Genomic DNA, 15,059 nt, shown 5'->3' on the forward strand with positions numbered 1-15,059 from the left:
GTCCTGGGGGCGCGGGGCTCGCTCCCCGCGAGGTGCCCGGGGGTTGTCCGATCTCCCGATACCCCGTCCCCGGCGGGGGCGGTAGCGTCTCCCGCATGGCCCTCGTCATCCTCGTCGGGGCACACCTCGGTTACGACCCGCACGAGGTCCCCCTCGGGGGAGGGGCCGCGGTGGGGACCGCCCTCGCCCGGCGCTGGCTGGAGACGCAGCCGTTCCCGTTCCTCGTCCTCGGGTCCGGGGAGAGGCCGCCGCACCCGGGGGTCCCGTACCAGCCAGTGGTGTGGGATGACGGAGCCAGGGCACGCCATCCGGCCGGCCTCTCCATCCGCCAGTACGCCCGGTTCTCCCGGCAGTTCGAGCGCGGCGTCACCGGGTTCCTGCGCTCGCTCGCCCGCGACGTCGACCCGTCGCGGGCCTGCGTCCTCCACAACGACATCGCCGAGGCCGGCGATTTTGCCCAGATCGCGGCCCTGGGCTACCGCCAGGCCGCGATCTTCCACGTCGATGTGGTGGATTACGTCGCCCAGATCTACCTCCGCGGCCACCTGTCCTCCCGGGGCCTCGCCCGCGCGTACCGGACCCTGGAACGAGCGCACGTCGCGCCCTTCCTTCCCGACGTGGCGAAGCTCGCGTTCGGGAAGCAAGAGGCCTGCGCCCGCCACTGCGACCTCCTGATCGTCCCCTCCCCGCGGATGGCGGAGATCCTCACGGCCGCCTACCCCTGGCGGACGGAGGACGACACCCTCGCCCTCCCGTGGGGGACGATCTCCGCACCCGAACCCCCCGACCTCGAAGGGGCGCAAGCGGAGCTCGAACGGCGCTACGAGCCTGGGGGCCGACCGGTGCTCCTCACCCTGTCCCGGATCTCGCCGGAGAAGGGGCAAGACCTCCTCCTCCAGGCTTTGCGGCTCTGGGAGCGGCGAGGCGGGGGCGAGCTCCTCGTCCTCATCTGCGGGAGCGCGGCCTACATGCACGGGCCAAGCTACCTGCGCACCCTGCAGCGGCTCGCGCGGGGCCTGCGGAAGGTGGAGGTGCACTTCCCGGGCTACGTCTCCGGGGCGGTGAAGCACGCCTTCTTCCGCCTAAGCGACCTCTACGTGTTCCCGTCCCGCCATGAGAGCTACGGGCTGACCCTCATGGAGGCCCTCGCCGCCGGCCTCCCCGTCCTCACCACCGACCACCGCTCGGCGCACGATCTCGTGCGGCCGGAGTTCGGGTGCGTCGTTCCCGCGCAGCCCGGGTCCCTGTACCAAGGCCTCCGGGAGCTCCTCGCGCGGCGGGAGGAGCTCCCGCGGATGGGCGAGGCCGCCCGGCGGTTCGCCGGGGACCAGCCGTTCTCCCTGGCTGCCGACGGGCTGGCCGCCCACCTGGTGCGTCTCCTCTGATCTCCTCGCCCACCGCACGCGGTTCGAGAGGGGCTACGGGCGGGCCTCGACCTCGACCGTGACCTCGGCGGAGAGCGAGTTCCCCACAGAGCAGTACCTGTCGCGGGAGAGTTGGGCCGCCTGGCGCAGGTTCCCCTCGGGCACGCCCTCCGCCCGGACGAGGACCCTCGCCTTACGAAACGCCTTCGGGTGATCCGGGGCCCGCTCCGCGGTGACGGCGATCTCCAGGCTCCGCGGCGGGGTGCGCATCTTCCCCAGGATCGAGACCACGTCCATCCCCATGCACCCCCCGAGGGCGACGAGGAGGAGCTCGGTCGGCCGCGGCGCGGTGTCGCTCCCGCCGGACTCCCGCCCCGCATCCATGGCCACCGGGTGGCCGGAGGGCCCCCCGCCCACGAACCTCATCCCTTCTTGCCAGGTCACCTTCGCGTCCATGCGCTGAGGGTACCTCGCCGCCCCTCTTATCTCAACGTTTCAACGACAGTTGAACCTTAAAGGGGGCGGGCTATACTCGCCCCATGGAGCGGGGGATCGCGGACCTCGCCAAGGCACTCGCGGCCCTGGGGAGCGTGGAGAGGATTCACATCCTGAGCTACCTGCTCGCCCAGGGGGGCTCTCCCTGTGGGCGGATCGCTCACGCCCTGGGGATGTCCACCTCCGCGTTCTCGTACCACCTCCGGATCCTGGAGGATGCCGGGCTCGTCACGCGGAACCGCCGCGGTCGGCTGCACTGCCTGAGCCTGACCCCGATCCTGGACGAGCTCCTTGCGCCGGGGATCCGGCAGACACTGACCGAGGAGGGAGAACAATGGATCAGCAAGTCGAGCACGAAGTGATCGTGTACAGCACCCCCACCTGCCCGTGGTGCCACGTGGCGAAGAGGTACCTCACCAGCCGGGGGATCGCCTACACCGAGGTGGATGTGGCTGCCGACCCGGCAGCGGCGATGGAGATGGTGCGCAAGACTGGGCAGCAGGGCGTGCCGGTGATCGAGATCGACGGCGAGTGCGTGATCGGGTTCGACCGCGCCCAGATCGATGCCCTGCTTGGGTTGGACTAGGGTGGAGCCCGCTCCGGACGCTGCCCCCTACCGGCCGGTAACGCGGTAGCAAACGGTGTAGCCGTGCTGCCGGGCGATGCCTTCGATCGCGCTACGGACCTCCCCGTGGTCGAACGTGGTGGCGTAGACCTTCCCGAACAGTCGCGATCGCTCAGCGAGGTCCCCTTCGCGTGGCCCGCGGCCGGTCCGGTACGTCTCCACCTTGAACCCGGCCCCGCCGTCCGCGGCGAGGCCGGAGCCGACCTCGGTGAGGGACTCAGAGAGGTGCACCTCGCGCTTCCCCTCGTCCACGCGCAGCCGCGCCCGGTAGACGAGCCTCCTTCGGGAGAGGAGCACCCGCCGCTCGGCAAGGACCTTCGTGAGCTCGATCTCCCCTCCCCGCTCGGAGATCTCACCGCCCACCGTGCGCACTAGGTCGTGCAGAGCTTGGGTGAGCATCCATCCCTCCTCATCAGCCACTGGGAATGGGAGAAGAACCGCGCGGCCAGTGTAGTCGCCGTCGCGCTCACCGGATCCGGTCCCCCCGCTTCCGGCGCGGCTACGGTTCCTCCTTCTGCAGGGCCTCGATCAGGGCCAACCGGGTCTCCCACGGGAGGGAGACCCCCTTCTTCGTCGGCAGCCACTGGCCGTCGTCCCCCTGAAAGAACTGGCGCAGGTCGAGGTACTCCTTGCCGCGAAACTGCGTCCGCCGGACGACGACCTTCTGTCCGGCCCCCCGTTCGAACTCCGCGATGACCCTCTCTGCGTCCACAGAACCCCCTTCGCGCGCCCGACCCGTCCGGGTCCCGCGGCGACCGGGGCATTCTAGGGCTGGCCCCGGCCCCACGGCAACCCCTCGGCCCCGGAGACGGTGACCCGCAGGTCCACGGCCACGACGCGGTCCGGGTAACAGAGGATCGGGTTCACATCGAGCTCCGCGATCTCGGGGAACTCCGCCGCAAGGTGGCTGATCCGCTCCACCGCCGCGACGAGGCCCGCCAGGTAAACGGGGGGCCTCCCGCGTGCCCCAGCCAGGAGCGGGAAGGCGCGGATGCCCCGCACGAGCTCCTCCGCCTCCGGCGCGGAGAGGGGGGCGAGGGCGAACGCCACGTCGCCCAGGGCCTCCACGAACACGCCTCCCAGCCCAAACATGACGAGGGCCCCGAACGTGGGGTCGCGCACGATCCCCGCGATCACCTCCTGTCCGGGCGGGAGGAGCTCCTGCACGTACACGCCCACGGCGGGAGCAAGCCCCACCATCTCCCGGTACGCGCCGCGGACCTCATGCGCGGGGACGCCGATCCTCACCCCGCCCACGTCGGACTTGTGGACGATCTCGGGCGCGACGACCTTGAGGACGACCCTCTCCCCGAGATCCTGGGCAAGGGCGGCCGCCTCGTCCGCACTGCGGGCGAGCCCGCCCCGCGCGATGGGGATCCCGTAGGCGGCGAGGAGGCCGAGTGATTCCACCCCCAGTCGCGGGCCGCCTGAGGCGAGGAGCACCCGCACGCGGGCTCGGTCGGCCGCAGGCGGGGGTCGCACGGGGAGGGGACGGTCCCGGATCTCCCGGTACCGGGCGAGCGTCGCCAGCGCCCGCACGGCCCGGGCCGGCTCGAAGTATGCCGGGATCCCGGCCGCGCGGAGCGTCTTCTCCGCCTCCTCCCCAAGCTCACCGGCCAGAAAGCTCGCCACAGCCGGCTTCCCGTGCTTGCGATGGGATGCGGCGAGGATCCGTGCCAGTTCCGCGAAGGTCAGGATGGGATGCGGGGCAGTGAGGACGAGGCCCATGTCCACCCCCGGGTCGGAGAGGACGAGGTCCACCGCGTCCCGAAACCCATCAGCGGAGGCATCGGCGAGGATGTCCACGGGATTGGCGGTGCTCGCCGTGGGGAAGCGTTCAGCGAGGGAGCGGACGGTGGGCGGGGAGAGGGGGGGCACCGCAAGGCCCTGCTCGGCAGCGGCATCCGCGGCCAGGATCGCCGGCCCGCCGGCGTTGCTCACGATCCCAAGCCGGCGCCCACGCGGCAACGGCTGCTCGGAGAGGGCCACCGCGGCCTCGAGCAGTTCCTCCACCGACCGGACGCGGAGGACGCCGCCCCGCCGGAACGCGGCCCCGTAGGCGCGGTCCGACCCAGCGAGGGCCCCGGTGTGGGACGAGGCCGCCCGCGCCCCAACTTCAGTTGCCCCAGCCTTGAGGACGAGCACAGGCTTCTCCCGCGTCACCTCGCCCGCGATGCGCACGAACTCCGGCCCATCCTCGATCCCCTCCAGGTAGGCGGCGATGACCACCGTCTCCCGGTCGCGGGCCAGGGCGGGGAGGAAGTCGGTCTCGGTGAGCACGGCCTTGTTCCCCAGCGACACGAAGAACGAGAGTCCCACCTCGTTCTGCCATGCCCAGTCGAGCACCGCGCTGCCGAGGGCGCCGGACTGGGAGATGAACGCGATCGCGCCCGCGAACGCCCCTCGCGGGGCGAAGGTCGCGTTGAGCCCCGCCCGCGGGGAGATGAGCCCGAATGAGTTCGGTCCAAGCACGTTCATCCCGTACTGGGAAGCGATGCGGACGAGCTCCCGTTCCCGCTCGATCCCCTCTCCCCCCTGTTCCTTGAACCCAGCGGTGATGACGACGGCGTTGCGGATCCCCTTCCTTCCGCAGGCGGCGAGGGAGCGCAGTGCGTCGGCGGGGGGGACGGCGATGATGGCGAGGGCCACGGGCTCAGGAAGATCGTCCACCGTTGGGACGCACGGCCGGCCGAGGATCTGGCTGCGGCTCGGGTTCACCCCGTACACCGGCCCCGGGAAGGCAGCGACGTTCGAGAACAGGGCGTGCCCGATCTTCCCCGGCGTGGCCGACGCCCCGACCACCGCAATCGAGGAGGGGGTGAGGAGGCCGGTGAGGTCGCGTGGCATGTCCGGGGACATGGTAACGGCCTCCGCGGGATCTTCACACCCCCTCCACCTCCCCTCGACGCTAGAGGGGGACAGTGGAGCGAGGTGGAAGCGCACGCGAGAGCCCGACCACCACAAACCGCCTCCGATCGTCGCGGGGGAGGGAAGGCTGTGTAGCCCTCTTCCCCCCCTTGAGGTAGGCTACCGATGCAGATGAAAACGATCCTCGTCGTGGAAGATGAGCGGGAAATCGCGCGCATGGTGCAGGCGTACCTCATGCGCGAGGGGTACCGGGTGGAGGTGGCGTTCGCCGGGGAGGAGGGGTGGGCGATGTTCAAGGCCCTCCAGCCGGACCTGGTGGTGCTCGACCTCATGCTCCCCGGGATGCACGGGTTGGAGGTGGCGCGGCGCATCCGCCAAGAGGCGACGACCCCGATCATCATGCTCACCGCGCGCACGGAGGAGGCAGACCGCGTCGCCGGCCTGGAGATGGGCGCCGACGACTATGTGACGAAGCCGTTCAGCCTGCGGGAGCTCGCGGCGCGGGTGCGGGCCGTCCTGCGCCGCACCGAGGGCGGGACAGTCCCGGAGGTGATCCGCGTCGGCCCCCTCACGGTGGACCTGGCAGCACGGGAGGCGCGCCTCGCCGGAACGGTCCTCGACCTGACCCCCACGGAGTTCGACCTCCTCGCGTTCTTCGCCCGTCACCCGGGGCGGGTGTTCACGCGGCGCGAGCTCCTGGAGGCCCTGCAAGAAAGGACCTACGCCACCCTCCCCCGCACCGTGGATTCCCACGTGAAGAACCTCCGTCGCAAGATCGAACCGGACCCGGATGATCCCACCTACATCCTCACCGTCCACGGGGTGGGGTACAAGTTCCGTCCGGATGCTGGCGAAGGATAGCCCATGTCGTTTCGGTGGAAGCTCTTCGCTGCGTTTGCCCTGGTCGCGTTCCTCGCGGCCGGGGGGACGTACTTCCTCAGCACGCGCGAGGTGAGCTCCCAGTTCGACGCGTTCCGGGAGGAGAACCGGCACCTGGCGGCCCAGGAGTTCGCCGCCGCGCTAGCCCAGATCTGGGAATCAACTGAGAGCTGGGAAGTGCTTAAGTCCATCTTCGCGTCTGTGGCTGTGATCGTGCGCGGACGGGAGGTGATCTACGAGCAGAGTGCATGGGGCCAATTCATGGTGTTGGATGATACCTATACGGTGGTGGGCTGTGCTCAACAGGAGAGGCTCGGCCAGTGTATGGCGGACGACCCCCAATTCAGGCCGATCGTCGATCGGTATGGAGTGCCGATCACGGTGAACGGGGTGAAGGTGGGAACGGTGGTGCCCCTCGACATCGCCGCCCTGAATCCCCTCGAGGAGGACTTCCTCGGCTCCCTCCAACGGGCGGTGCTCGTGGGAGGGGCCGCGGCCCTCGTGGCGGCGGCCCTCCTCGCGGTGATCCTCACCGCCCAGCTCTCCCGGCCCCTCAAGCGGCTCATCCTGGCCACGACCCGCATCGCCGCAGGCGACCTCTCCCACCGCGTCGCCATCCGGACCCGGGACGAGATCGGCCGGCTGGGGCAGGCGTTCAACGAGATGGCCGCGGCCCTCGAACACTCGGAGAAGGCCCGTCAGAACCTCCTCACCGATGTCGCCCACGAGCTGCGCACCCCGTTGGCGGTGGTGCGGGGGAACCTCGAGGGGATGCTCGATGGGGTGTTCCCCCTCACGCCGGAGGCCCTCGCGCCGGTGTACGACCAGACCCTCCACCTGGGGGAGCTGGTGGAGGACCTCCGCACCCTGACCCTCGCCGAGGCGGGCCACCTCCAGCTCCTGCGGGAGCCGACCGACATCGGGGAGCTCGTCGGGGCAGTGGTGGAGGCAGCCCGCACCGCGGCCGTCGAGGATGGGGTGACGGTCGCGGCCCAGGTCGAGCCCGGGCTCCGGGCCAACGTTGACCCCCGCCGCATCCGGCAGGTGCTGGGCAACCTCCTCGATAACGCCCTCCGCTACTCCCCGCCGCGGGGGACGGTCACGGTGACGGTGGCGCGAGCGGACTCGGAGATCCGCGTCTCGGTGAGGGACGAGGGGCCGGGGGTGTCGCCCCACGACCTCCCCCACGTGTTCGAGCGGTTCTACCAGGGCGACACATCGCGGAGCGGAGAGGGGACCGGGCTGGGGCTTTCGATCGCCCGCGAGCTCGTGCAGGCCCATGGTGGGCGGATCTGGGTGGAGAACCAGGGCGGGGCCGTGTTCACCTTCACCCTGCCGTTGCTTGATTCACCTCGGGCCGACGCCTAAGATCGGTGCGCTATGGGCGAAGGTTCGTGTTACCACAGTCCAACCCTCGGCAGGCTCTCGTTCCAAGAAGTGGTGGATGAGATCTTGGCGATGATGGCGGCTGCCCCGGAAGCCCCGTACGAAGTCGTCGTCGGCACCGATTCCCAGATCTACGCCGACGAGGTGGATTACGTATCGGCGATCGTCGTGCACCGGGTGGGGCGGGGCGGCCGCTACTTCTGGCGCCGGGAGAAGGACGAGCGACCGCAGAGCCTACGCGAGCGCATCTACCGCGAGGCGTGGCTCTCCTACGAGACGGCGGAGGAACTGATCCGGGCCCTGAAGGACCGCGGGGTGAGCGGGTTCCAGCTCGAGATCCACGTGGACATCGGCCGCAACGGCCGGACGCGGGACCTCGTGGAGGAAGTGGTGGGGATGATCCTCGGGGTGGGGTACCGCGTGCGCACCAAGCCCGAAGCCTACGCTGCTTCCGCCGTTGCCGATCGGTACACCTAGAGCCGTTGGGCACGCGGGATGCGGCGCGCTCCCGCGTGTCCTGCCCCGCGCGCCGAGAACCCCCTAGCATGGCGGCATGCCCACGGTTGGTGCGCTGTTGCCTTCGCTTTCTTCCGTTCCTGGGATCAGGGAGGTCGAGGTCCGAGGACTGGCCTGGGACTCCCGCCGCGTCGTGCCGGGAGATTTGTTCTTCGCCCTCGTGGGCGAACGGACGGATGGGCACCGGTTCATCGCCGATGCCATGGCGCGCGGGGCAGTGGCGGTGGTGGGCGAACGCGTGCGGCCACGCGCCGGGGTCCCCTACGCCCGCGTCCCGGATGCCCGGTCCGCCCTCGCCCACGCCGCGGCCGCCTTCTATGGCCACCCCACCCGCGAGCTCCGCACAATCGGCGTCACGGGCACGAACGGGAAGACGACCGTCGTCCACCTCCTCGGCCAGCTCCTCCCGGAGTGCGAGACCCTGACCACGGTGCGGGTGGAGCGGGAGGGCCTGTCCTGTGTGACCACCCCCGAGGCCCCCGACCTGCAGCGGCTGGCCGCCGAAGCGCGGGCGGCGGGGAGGAAAGCGTTCGCGTTCGAGGCGTCCTCGATTGGACTCGCCCAGAGGCGGGTGGCGGGCATCCACGTTGCGGCAGCCGTCTTCACCGGGCTGGGACGGGACCACCTCGATTTCCACCGCACGATGGAGGCCTACCTCGATGCGAAGCTCCGCCTGTTCCGGATGCTCCCCCCAGACGGCGTGGGCATCGTGAACGCCGAGGACCGCCATGCCGATCCGTTCCTCGCGGCGTGCCGCGGCCACGGGGTCCGGTATGGGCTGGGCCGCGGCGATGTCCGCGCCGAGGGGCTGCGCCTGGACCGAACGGGCGCGGAGTTCGCGCTCGAGACGCCGGACGGATCGGAGGAGGTGCGTCTGCCGTTCCCGGGCCGCCACAACGTGGCCAACGCGCTTGCCGCTGCGGCCACGGCGTGGGCGCTGGGCACGCCCCTTCCCGAAATCGCATCCCGCCTGATGACGGCGACGCTCCCCCCAGGGCGGTTCGTGCAGTTCCCGCTCCGGAGCGGGGCGACGGCCGTGGTGGACTATGCCCACAACCCGCCAGCGCTAGCGGAGATCCTTTCCTCGCTCCGCCCCCACGCCCGGCGCCTGGTGGTCGTGTTCGGGGCCAACGGCGAGGCCGACCCGGGGAAGCGGCCCCTGATGGGGGGGATCGTGGGCCAGCTCGCCGACCTCGCCGTGATCACTGCCGATAACCCCAAGGGTGAGGATCCGCGGGCGATCGCCGAGGGGGTGGCCCGCGGGGTGCGGGCGGTGGGGGGGAGGTACCGGATCGAGCTCGACCGGGCGGAGGCGATCCGCTGGGCGTTGGGGGACGTCACGACGGGGGACGTGGTGCTCCTCGCGGGGAAGGGCCACGAGCGCTACCAGATCACGTCCCAGGGGGCCATCCCCCACTCCGATCTCGACCTCGTGCTCTCCGAGAGCTCACGGTCCACCCCACGCCCGCAGTAGCTCCGCCACCCGCTCGGCGACCTCCTGCGGCTCCCCACGGCCATCCACGGCGTAGACGCGGGGATCCTGTGGGGGCACGAGGTCCCGCTGCGCGCGGAGGCGCCGCGCCACGGCCTTTCGATCCAGCCCCGAATCAAGGAGCCGCGCCCGCCGCTCCTCCTCCGGGACCTCCAGCCACAGGACTGCATCGAACAGGGACCGATCCACATCGGGCGAAGCAAGGAGGAGCGCGCCCTCCACGAGGAGGATCCGCGTCCCGGCATCACGATGGCGCTCGATCGCCCGCCGCACCTCGTCCATCACGCGCGGGTGCACGATCGCTTCCAGATCGGCCTTCGCCTGAGGCGTCGCGAACGCAACCCGCGCCAGCCGCGCCCGATCCACCGTCCCGTCCTCGGCGAGGATGTCCTCCCCAAACCGGGCAACGAGGGGGAAGTAGGCCGGTCCACCGGGGGCGTACGTCGCCCACGCCAGGGCGTCGGCATCGAGGTGGACCACCCCCGGCTCGGTCGCGAGGTGGCGGGCGAGGGTGGACTTCCCGGATCCGGACGGGCCAGCGATGCCGATCACCTTCATCGTGGGGAGCCTAGCCCCCCCGGCGCCGGTCCGCCAGGGTGGCCGGGGAAGGACCCTTGGAGGAGCTGGTACGCCCGGCAGGATTTGAACCTGCGGCCTTTGGCTCCGGAGGCCAACGCTCTGTCCCCTGAGCTACGGGCGCCTAGCGGCGGTCCACAGTTTACGGTGCACCCGTTCTCGGTTCACGCCAACCGATGGCCGCCTCGCTGCGGAGGGAGTGGGATTCGAACCCACGGCTAAGGCTCAACACCCCAGCAACGGCTTAGCAAGCCGTCGTCTTCGGCCACTCGACCATCCCTCCGACCGCCCCATTCTACGCTTGTCCCGAACGGGATGCCAAACTCTTGACCGGAACCACACTCCCCCTAGCGGCTATCATCGCCCCATGGCCCACCATCCACTCGATCCCTACCGGGGGTTCCTCCTCGACCTCGATGGGGTCCTCGTGCGAGGGAGGAACGTTCTCCCGGGGGCGGCGGACGCCCTAGCGGCCCTTCGCAACCGCGGCCCGGTGGCCCTCCTCACGAACAACTCCACCCAGTCCCGTTTGGCTGTGGCAAGGCGACTGAGCGAACGGGGGCTCCCCGTGAGCGCGGCGGAGGTGATCCCGAGTTGCTACGTCGCGGCCCACTACCTGCGGGAGGAGATCGGCACGGTGCAGTTCTGGTACCTCGGTGAGGAAGGGATCGCCGCGGAGATGGGCCTCGCCGGCCATCGGCATGTGGAACCCGCACAGGCGGAGTGGGTCGTGGTGGGGATGGATCGCGCCCTGACCTACGGCAAGCTCTCCCACGCCCTCCAGGCGCTCCTCGCGGGAGCGCGGCTCCTGGCTACGAACCGTGACCCGACCTACCCCACCGAGACCGGCCTCATCCCGGGGGCAGGGGCGGTCGTGGGGGCGCTGGGGGGGATGGGGTTCCCCCCCGCGCTCGTGGTCGGCAAACCCTCGCCCATCGCGTACCGCGTGGCCCTGACCGCACTGGGGATCGGCCCGGCCGAGGCGCTGATGATCGGGGACCGGCTGGAGACGGACGTCCGCGGCGCCCAGCGCCTGGGGATGGACACGGCCCTCGTCCTGTCGGGGGTCTCCACCGCAGAGGACATCGCGCGGACCGGGATCCAGCCGACGTGGGTCGCCCCGGACCTCCCGGCTCTGGTGCGGGGGGAGGTCCTCCCGCCGCCCCAGCGGTAGGCGGGGAGCAAGCGGCTCGGTCCCGGGTGCGGCTCACCCCGCCTGACTGGCGGCGCGGAAGGTGAACCCGTTACGGAATACCACCAGACAAGCGTCCACGACCTGCGGGTCGTAGAGCTTGCCCCGGCCAGCCTCGACCTCGGCGAGGGCGGCCTCGATCCCGAGCGCCGCCCGGTACGGCCGGTGGGAGCTGATCGCCTCCACAACATCGGCCACGGCGAGGATCCGCGCCCCAAGGAGGATCTCTTCGCCCGCGAGCCCCTGAGGGTAGCCGGAGCCATCCAGCCGCTCGTGGTGCTGGTGGACGACCTCCGCCACCGGCCACGGGAAGTCAATGCCCTGTAGCACGTTCCACCCCGCCTCGGGATGGACCCGCACCATGTCCATCTCCAACGGGCTCAGCCGGCCGGGCTTGCTCAGGATCTCGCTCGGGACGACGATCTTCCCCACATCGTGCACGAGCCCCGCGATCCGCAAGCCGGCCTGGTCCTTCGCCGACAGGCCCAGTTCGCGGGCGATGGCCACAGCGAGTTCGGCCACCCGCCGCTGGTGTCCGGCGGTGTAGGGGTCGCGGAGCTCGATCGTCGAGGCGAGGGCGTCCACGATGGCGTCGAACAAGTGCTGTATCCTGGCGTAGCTCTCCGCGAGCTCCGCCTCCGTGCGCTTGCGGGCGGAGATGTCGCTCATCACCCCGCGCACACCCGCGGGCTTCCCATCCCGGAAGAACGGCTTGGTCAAGGTGCGGACCCAGATGAGATCCCCGGACTTGGCGATCACGCGGTGCTCAAACGGCGCCGGTTCCCGGCCGGAGAGGGTCTCCTGGAAGGCCTGGAAGAGCCCCGGGAGGTCGTCCGGATGGATGAACCGGGCGAACGGCTGGCCCACGATCTCGTCGGGGGAGTAGCCGCCGAGCGCGCGGGCCACTGGGCTGATGTACGTTACAATCCCGTCTGCGCTTATGGCGATGATGACGTCGCTAATGTCCTCCACCAGCTCCCGGTACCGCTTCGCGCTCTCCCGCAGATCATCCTCGGCCCGCTTGCGGTCGGTGATGTCCTGCAACGTGCCCTGCACGCCCACGATCCTCCCCGCCGCGTCCCGGACCGGCTCGCCGATCGTGCGGACCCAAACGCGCCTCCCGGAACGGGTGATGATCTGGAGCTCCACGTCGTACGGGATGCCCTCGGTCGCGCAGGCGGTGAACACCTCCCTGAACCTGGCCTGGTGCTCCGGGGCGTAGAACGAGATGCGCTCCTCCACCGACGGATAGATCCCCGGGGGCATCTCGTGGATCGCGGCCACCTCATCGGACCACAGCACCTGGTCCGTGGTGAGGTCCACGTACCACCCCCCAAGGTTGGCCATCCGCCCGGCGATGGCGAGCAGCCGCTCCTGTCGCTCGCGGGCCCGGCGGGCGGCGACGAGTTCGGTCACGTCCTCCACCGTTCCGTCGTAGTAGAGCGGCTGACCCGTCTCGTCACGGATGAGGCGGGCGCTCTCCCGCACGAACAGGGTCGAGCCGTCCTTGCGTACCCAGGTCCCCTCAAGGCCGCGCACCTCCCCCTCGCGCTCGACGCGCTCCTGGAACTCGCGGCGCAGGTACCCCGGCTCGTAACCCTCCGCGGTCAGGTCGCGCTGGGCGAGCTCCTCGAACGACTCGTACCCCAGCATGCGCACGAGCGTCGGGTTTGCCATCACGATCCGCCCCTCCGGCGTCGTCCGGTAGAGGCCAAGCAGGGTGTTCTCGAACACGCTACGGAACTTCCCCTCGCTCTCCCGCAGGTCCGAAAGGAGGCGGGCGTTCTCGAGCGCCGCCGCGGCATGGGCGACGAGCATCTCCAGAATCTGCAGGTCCTCCTCGCTGTACACGGCGGGCTCGTAGCTCTGGGTGGCGAGCATCCCCACCGTCCTCTCCCCGATTCGGAGGGGGACGGCGAGGATCGAGCGCACACTCTCCTTGCTCCCGAACTGGCGCCTTGGGAACGGAACGCCCACGGTCACGTCGGGGATGACCACCGGTTCCCCGGTCGAGAGGACGTGCCAGGTCAACCCCTCGCCGGGGGGCACGCGCTCCGAGGGATAGCGGCCCCCCTCGTCCACGAGGTACACCGCCTCCGCCTCGTCGTCGCCGGTGCGGAGGGAGATGGCGAAGGCCTCCGCCGGCATGAGCTCCGCCACGGCGCGATGGATGGTGGCATAGATCCCTTCAGGATCCCTGGCGGCGCGGGTGATTTCCTGGCTCACCCGGTGGAGGACGGTGAGGCGCTGGATGAGTTGGGCCCGCTTCGCCTCGCCGCGCTTGCGCTCGGTGACGTCTTCGCCGATCGCGAGAACCATCCTGAACTCACCGTTCTTCTTCACCACGGTGTTGCGCCAGCTGATGACCCGCTCCTCCCCCATTTTCGTGAGGATGACATTCTCGTGGTGGTGGTAAACGAGCTTCTGCGCGATGATCTCGTTCCAGACGGAGCGCGTCTCCTCGTGGATCTCCGGGGGGAGGAAGGTCGTGAACCAATCCTTGCCCACGACCTCCGGGGCGGCATAACCCGTCAGCTCCTCGGCAAAACGGTTGAAGATCACGATCCGCGCGTCCCGATCGAGCCCGATGATGATGTTCGGGGCATTGCGGATGATCGCTTCGGACCAAGCTCTCTCTTCCCTCACGCGTTCTGCCATCCGCACCCGCGCGGTGACGTCGGTGATGAACCCCGTGAGGAGGGCCTCCTCGCCCTCACCCTGGATTGCCATCCCTCGTTCCCAGACCAGTTTCTCCTCCCCGGTCGCGGTTCGGATGCGGTAGGGCATGGTGAACGGTTCGCGCCGCGCGATCGCCTTCTGAACAGTATCCCACACCCGCGGGCGGTCCTCGGGGTGGATGAGGCGCGCGTAGCTCACCTCACGGTTCCCCACCAGGGCATCCGGTGTGTAGCCGAGGAGATCTACGCTCCCCTCGCTCACGAACTCCATCGTCCAGCCGCGGTCATTCCGGCACCGGTACGCCATTCCGGGCAGGCTCGCTAGGATCCCCTCCCACCGCCGCTCTGCTTCCGATCGTCCTGGGTCGGCGTGGACCAGGGAGATGACGATGGGGTGGGTGCGCCAGACATCGCGGAGGGCCGCGGGGGGGAAGCGGCGGGCATCGTACTGGCAGAGCCCGGTGCAGGCCGTGCCGGGGAAGAACGCGTTGAGGAGCGCCTCGAACTCGGTCAGGCGTTCTGAGCCGAGGGGCCCCGACCGGGCCCCCGTCATCTCCCCGGTCACGCGGAGGCCGGTGAACCCATCGTCCAGTGCCCGCTGCGTCTCTTGCTGAAGGAGGTCGACCATCCGGTGCGGGTCGAACGTGCCCTTCCGGAGGTAGGTCTCGTCGCTGGGGAGGAAGACGAGCTGGCCGCGCCGCTCGGCATCGCCGATAGCACCACCGGCATCGCGGAAGTAGCTACGGATCTCGTGGACCGTGGGGGCATCTACGATCCAGAGCACCCGCTCGCCCACCGCGAGGCCCTGGTGCAGGTAGGCCGAGAGGGCAGCCATACAGTCGTCGTCGTCAAGGTAGATGAGGCACGCGTGGTCACCCGGGCCGAGGTCGGCCACCTCGCGCAGGATCCGCGGGGAGGTACGGTCGCTTGCTGCTCCGCCTTCAGCGGGCCCCATGCCCACCTCCTTGCCGCATCCGCGGACCACCAT

At 70.2% G+C, this 15,059-nt stretch carries 14 protein-coding genes and 2 tRNA genes; 8 read left to right on the top strand and 8 right to left on the bottom strand.

Going from position 1 to position 15,059, the window contains the following annotated elements; all coding sequences use genetic code 11:
* Nucleotides 1-95: 95 nt before the first annotated feature.
* Nucleotides 96-1,385, top strand: coding sequence for a glycosyltransferase family 4 protein (locus tag BARAN1_RS05635; RefSeq protein ID WP_122031576.1), 1,290 nt, complete (start codon nucleotides 96-98; stop codon nucleotides 1,383-1,385).
* A gap of 33 nt (nucleotides 1,386-1,418) precedes the next feature.
* On the opposite strand, the gene BARAN1_RS05640 is transcribed toward BARAN1_RS05635, so the two are convergent.
* Entirely contained in the window at nucleotides 1,419-1,820 is a 402-nt protein-coding gene (locus BARAN1_RS05640; RefSeq protein ID WP_122031577.1) for an OsmC family protein, read from the bottom strand.
* 83 nt (nucleotides 1,821-1,903) lie between these two features.
* Here BARAN1_RS05640 and BARAN1_RS05645 point away from each other — a divergent pair, with 83 nt between their 5' ends.
* A complete protein-coding gene (locus tag BARAN1_RS05645) occupies nucleotides 1,904-2,221 on the top strand; it encodes an ArsR/SmtB family transcription factor (protein ID WP_122031578.1) in 318 nt (105 codons plus the stop codon).
* Nucleotides 2,194-2,445: a glutaredoxin domain-containing protein gene (locus BARAN1_RS05650; protein ID WP_122031579.1), complete on the top strand. Its 252-nt coding sequence runs from the start codon at nucleotides 2,194-2,196 to the stop codon at nucleotides 2,443-2,445. The genes BARAN1_RS05645 and BARAN1_RS05650 overlap by 28 nt, the downstream gene beginning before the upstream one ends.
* Nucleotides 2,446-2,472: 27 nt before the next feature.
* Here BARAN1_RS05650 and BARAN1_RS05655 read toward each other — a convergent pair whose 3' ends face one another.
* The 3 genes from BARAN1_RS05655 to BARAN1_RS05665 form a co-directional block, all read right to left on the bottom strand.
* Nucleotides 2,473-2,883, bottom strand: coding sequence for a hypothetical protein (locus tag BARAN1_RS05655; RefSeq protein ID WP_157959513.1), 411 nt, complete (start codon nucleotides 2,881-2,883; stop codon nucleotides 2,473-2,475).
* Between the two features lie 100 nt (nucleotides 2,884-2,983).
* Nucleotides 2,984-3,196: a transcriptional coactivator p15/PC4 family protein gene (locus tag BARAN1_RS06530; RefSeq protein ID WP_157959514.1), complete on the bottom strand. Its 213-nt coding sequence runs from the start codon at nucleotides 3,194-3,196 to the stop codon at nucleotides 2,984-2,986.
* 53 nt (nucleotides 3,197-3,249) lie between these two features.
* A complete protein-coding gene (locus BARAN1_RS05665; RefSeq protein ID WP_162297759.1) occupies nucleotides 3,250-5,331 on the bottom strand; it encodes an acetate--CoA ligase family protein in 2,082 nt (693 codons plus the stop codon).
* A gap of 186 nt (nucleotides 5,332-5,517) precedes the next feature.
* Between BARAN1_RS05665 and BARAN1_RS05670 the strand changes: the two genes are divergently transcribed.
* From BARAN1_RS05670 to BARAN1_RS05685, 4 genes are all read left to right on the top strand, one after another.
* Nucleotides 5,518-6,213, top strand: a complete 696-nt coding sequence (locus tag BARAN1_RS05670; RefSeq protein ID WP_320410386.1) for a response regulator — start codon at nucleotides 5,518-5,520, stop codon at nucleotides 6,211-6,213.
* A gap of 3 nt (nucleotides 6,214-6,216) precedes the next feature.
* Nucleotides 6,217-7,599 carry a sensor histidine kinase gene (locus BARAN1_RS05675; protein ID WP_122031583.1) on the top strand — a complete coding sequence of 461 codons (1,383 nt, stop codon included), beginning with the start codon at nucleotides 6,217-6,219 and terminating at the stop codon, nucleotides 7,597-7,599.
* Nucleotides 7,600-7,671: 72 nt separating this feature from the next.
* The gene (locus tag BARAN1_RS05680; protein ID WP_157959515.1) at nucleotides 7,672-8,094 is read left to right on the top strand and encodes a ribonuclease H-like YkuK family protein; all 423 of its coding nucleotides are present in this window, start codon (nucleotides 7,672-7,674) and stop codon (nucleotides 8,092-8,094) included.
* 76 nt (nucleotides 8,095-8,170) lie between these two features.
* Nucleotides 8,171-9,607 (top strand): UDP-N-acetylmuramoyl-L-alanyl-D-glutamate--2,6-diaminopimelate ligase, encoded by a 1,437-nt coding sequence (locus BARAN1_RS05685; protein WP_122031585.1) that lies wholly within the window; start codon nucleotides 8,171-8,173, stop codon nucleotides 9,605-9,607.
* On the opposite strand, the gene coaE is transcribed toward BARAN1_RS05685, so the two are convergent.
* The 3 genes from coaE to BARAN1_RS05700 form a co-directional block, all read right to left on the bottom strand.
* Nucleotides 9,581-10,183, bottom strand: coding sequence for a dephospho-CoA kinase (coaE, locus tag BARAN1_RS05690; protein ID WP_122031586.1), 603 nt, complete (start codon nucleotides 10,181-10,183; stop codon nucleotides 9,581-9,583). The genes BARAN1_RS05685 and coaE overlap by 27 nt on opposite strands.
* Before the next feature lie 66 nt (nucleotides 10,184-10,249).
* Nucleotides 10,250-10,325 (bottom strand) — tRNA-Arg (locus BARAN1_RS05695).
* 67 nt (nucleotides 10,326-10,392) lie between these two features.
* Nucleotides 10,393-10,484 (bottom strand) — tRNA-Ser (locus BARAN1_RS05700).
* A gap of 84 nt (nucleotides 10,485-10,568) precedes the next feature.
* Here BARAN1_RS05700 and BARAN1_RS05705 point away from each other — a divergent pair.
* The gene (locus tag BARAN1_RS05705; RefSeq protein WP_122031587.1) at nucleotides 10,569-11,375 is read left to right on the top strand and encodes an HAD-IIA family hydrolase; all 807 of its coding nucleotides are present in this window, start codon (nucleotides 10,569-10,571) and stop codon (nucleotides 11,373-11,375) included.
* A 33-nt stretch (nucleotides 11,376-11,408) separates the two neighbouring features.
* Here the strand turns inward: BARAN1_RS05705 and BARAN1_RS05710 are convergent, their stop codons facing one another.
* Nucleotides 11,409-15,026, bottom strand: a complete 3,618-nt coding sequence (locus tag BARAN1_RS05710; protein WP_162297760.1) for a PAS domain S-box protein — start codon at nucleotides 15,024-15,026, stop codon at nucleotides 11,409-11,411.
* Nucleotides 15,027-15,059 lie beyond the last annotated feature (33 nt).

Source organism: Candidatus Bipolaricaulis anaerobius (genome assembly GCF_900465355.1).
Taxonomy (GTDB): Bacteria; Bipolaricaulota; Bipolaricaulia; order Bipolaricaulales; family Bipolaricaulaceae; genus Bipolaricaulis; species Bipolaricaulis anaerobius.

Bases quoted from the DNA above. Each gene is read 5' to 3' on its own strand.
- BARAN1_RS05635 (WP_122031576.1), top strand. From the start codon at position 96: ATGGCCCTCGTCATCCTCGTCGGGGCACACCTCGGTTACGACCCGCAC.
- BARAN1_RS05640 (WP_122031577.1), bottom strand. From the start codon at position 1,820: ATGGACGCGAAGGTGACCTGGCAAGAAGGGATGAGGTTCGTGGGCGGG.
- BARAN1_RS05645 (WP_122031578.1), top strand. From the start codon at position 1,904: ATGGAGCGGGGGATCGCGGACCTCGCCAAGGCACTCGCGGCCCTGGGG.
- BARAN1_RS05650 (WP_122031579.1), top strand. From the start codon at position 2,194: ATGGATCAGCAAGTCGAGCACGAAGTGATCGTGTACAGCACCCCCACC.
- BARAN1_RS05655 (WP_157959513.1), bottom strand. From the start codon at position 2,883: ATGCTCACCCAAGCTCTGCACGACCTAGTGCGCACGGTGGGCGGTGAG.
- BARAN1_RS05665 (WP_162297759.1), bottom strand. From the start codon at position 5,331: ATGCCACGCGACCTCACCGGCCTCCTCACCCCCTCCTCGATTGCGGTG.
- BARAN1_RS05670 (WP_320410386.1), top strand. From the start codon at position 5,518: ATGCAGATGAAAACGATCCTCGTCGTGGAAGATGAGCGGGAAATCGCG.
- BARAN1_RS05675 (WP_122031583.1), top strand. From the start codon at position 6,217: ATGTCGTTTCGGTGGAAGCTCTTCGCTGCGTTTGCCCTGGTCGCGTTC.
- BARAN1_RS05685 (WP_122031585.1), top strand. From the start codon at position 8,171: ATGCCCACGGTTGGTGCGCTGTTGCCTTCGCTTTCTTCCGTTCCTGGG.
- coaE (WP_122031586.1), bottom strand. From the start codon at position 10,183: ATGAAGGTGATCGGCATCGCTGGCCCGTCCGGATCCGGGAAGTCCACC.
- BARAN1_RS05705 (WP_122031587.1), top strand. From the start codon at position 10,569: ATGGCCCACCATCCACTCGATCCCTACCGGGGGTTCCTCCTCGACCTC.
- BARAN1_RS05710 (WP_162297760.1), bottom strand. From the start codon at position 15,026: ATGGGGCCCGCTGAAGGCGGAGCAGCAAGCGACCGTACCTCCCCGCGG.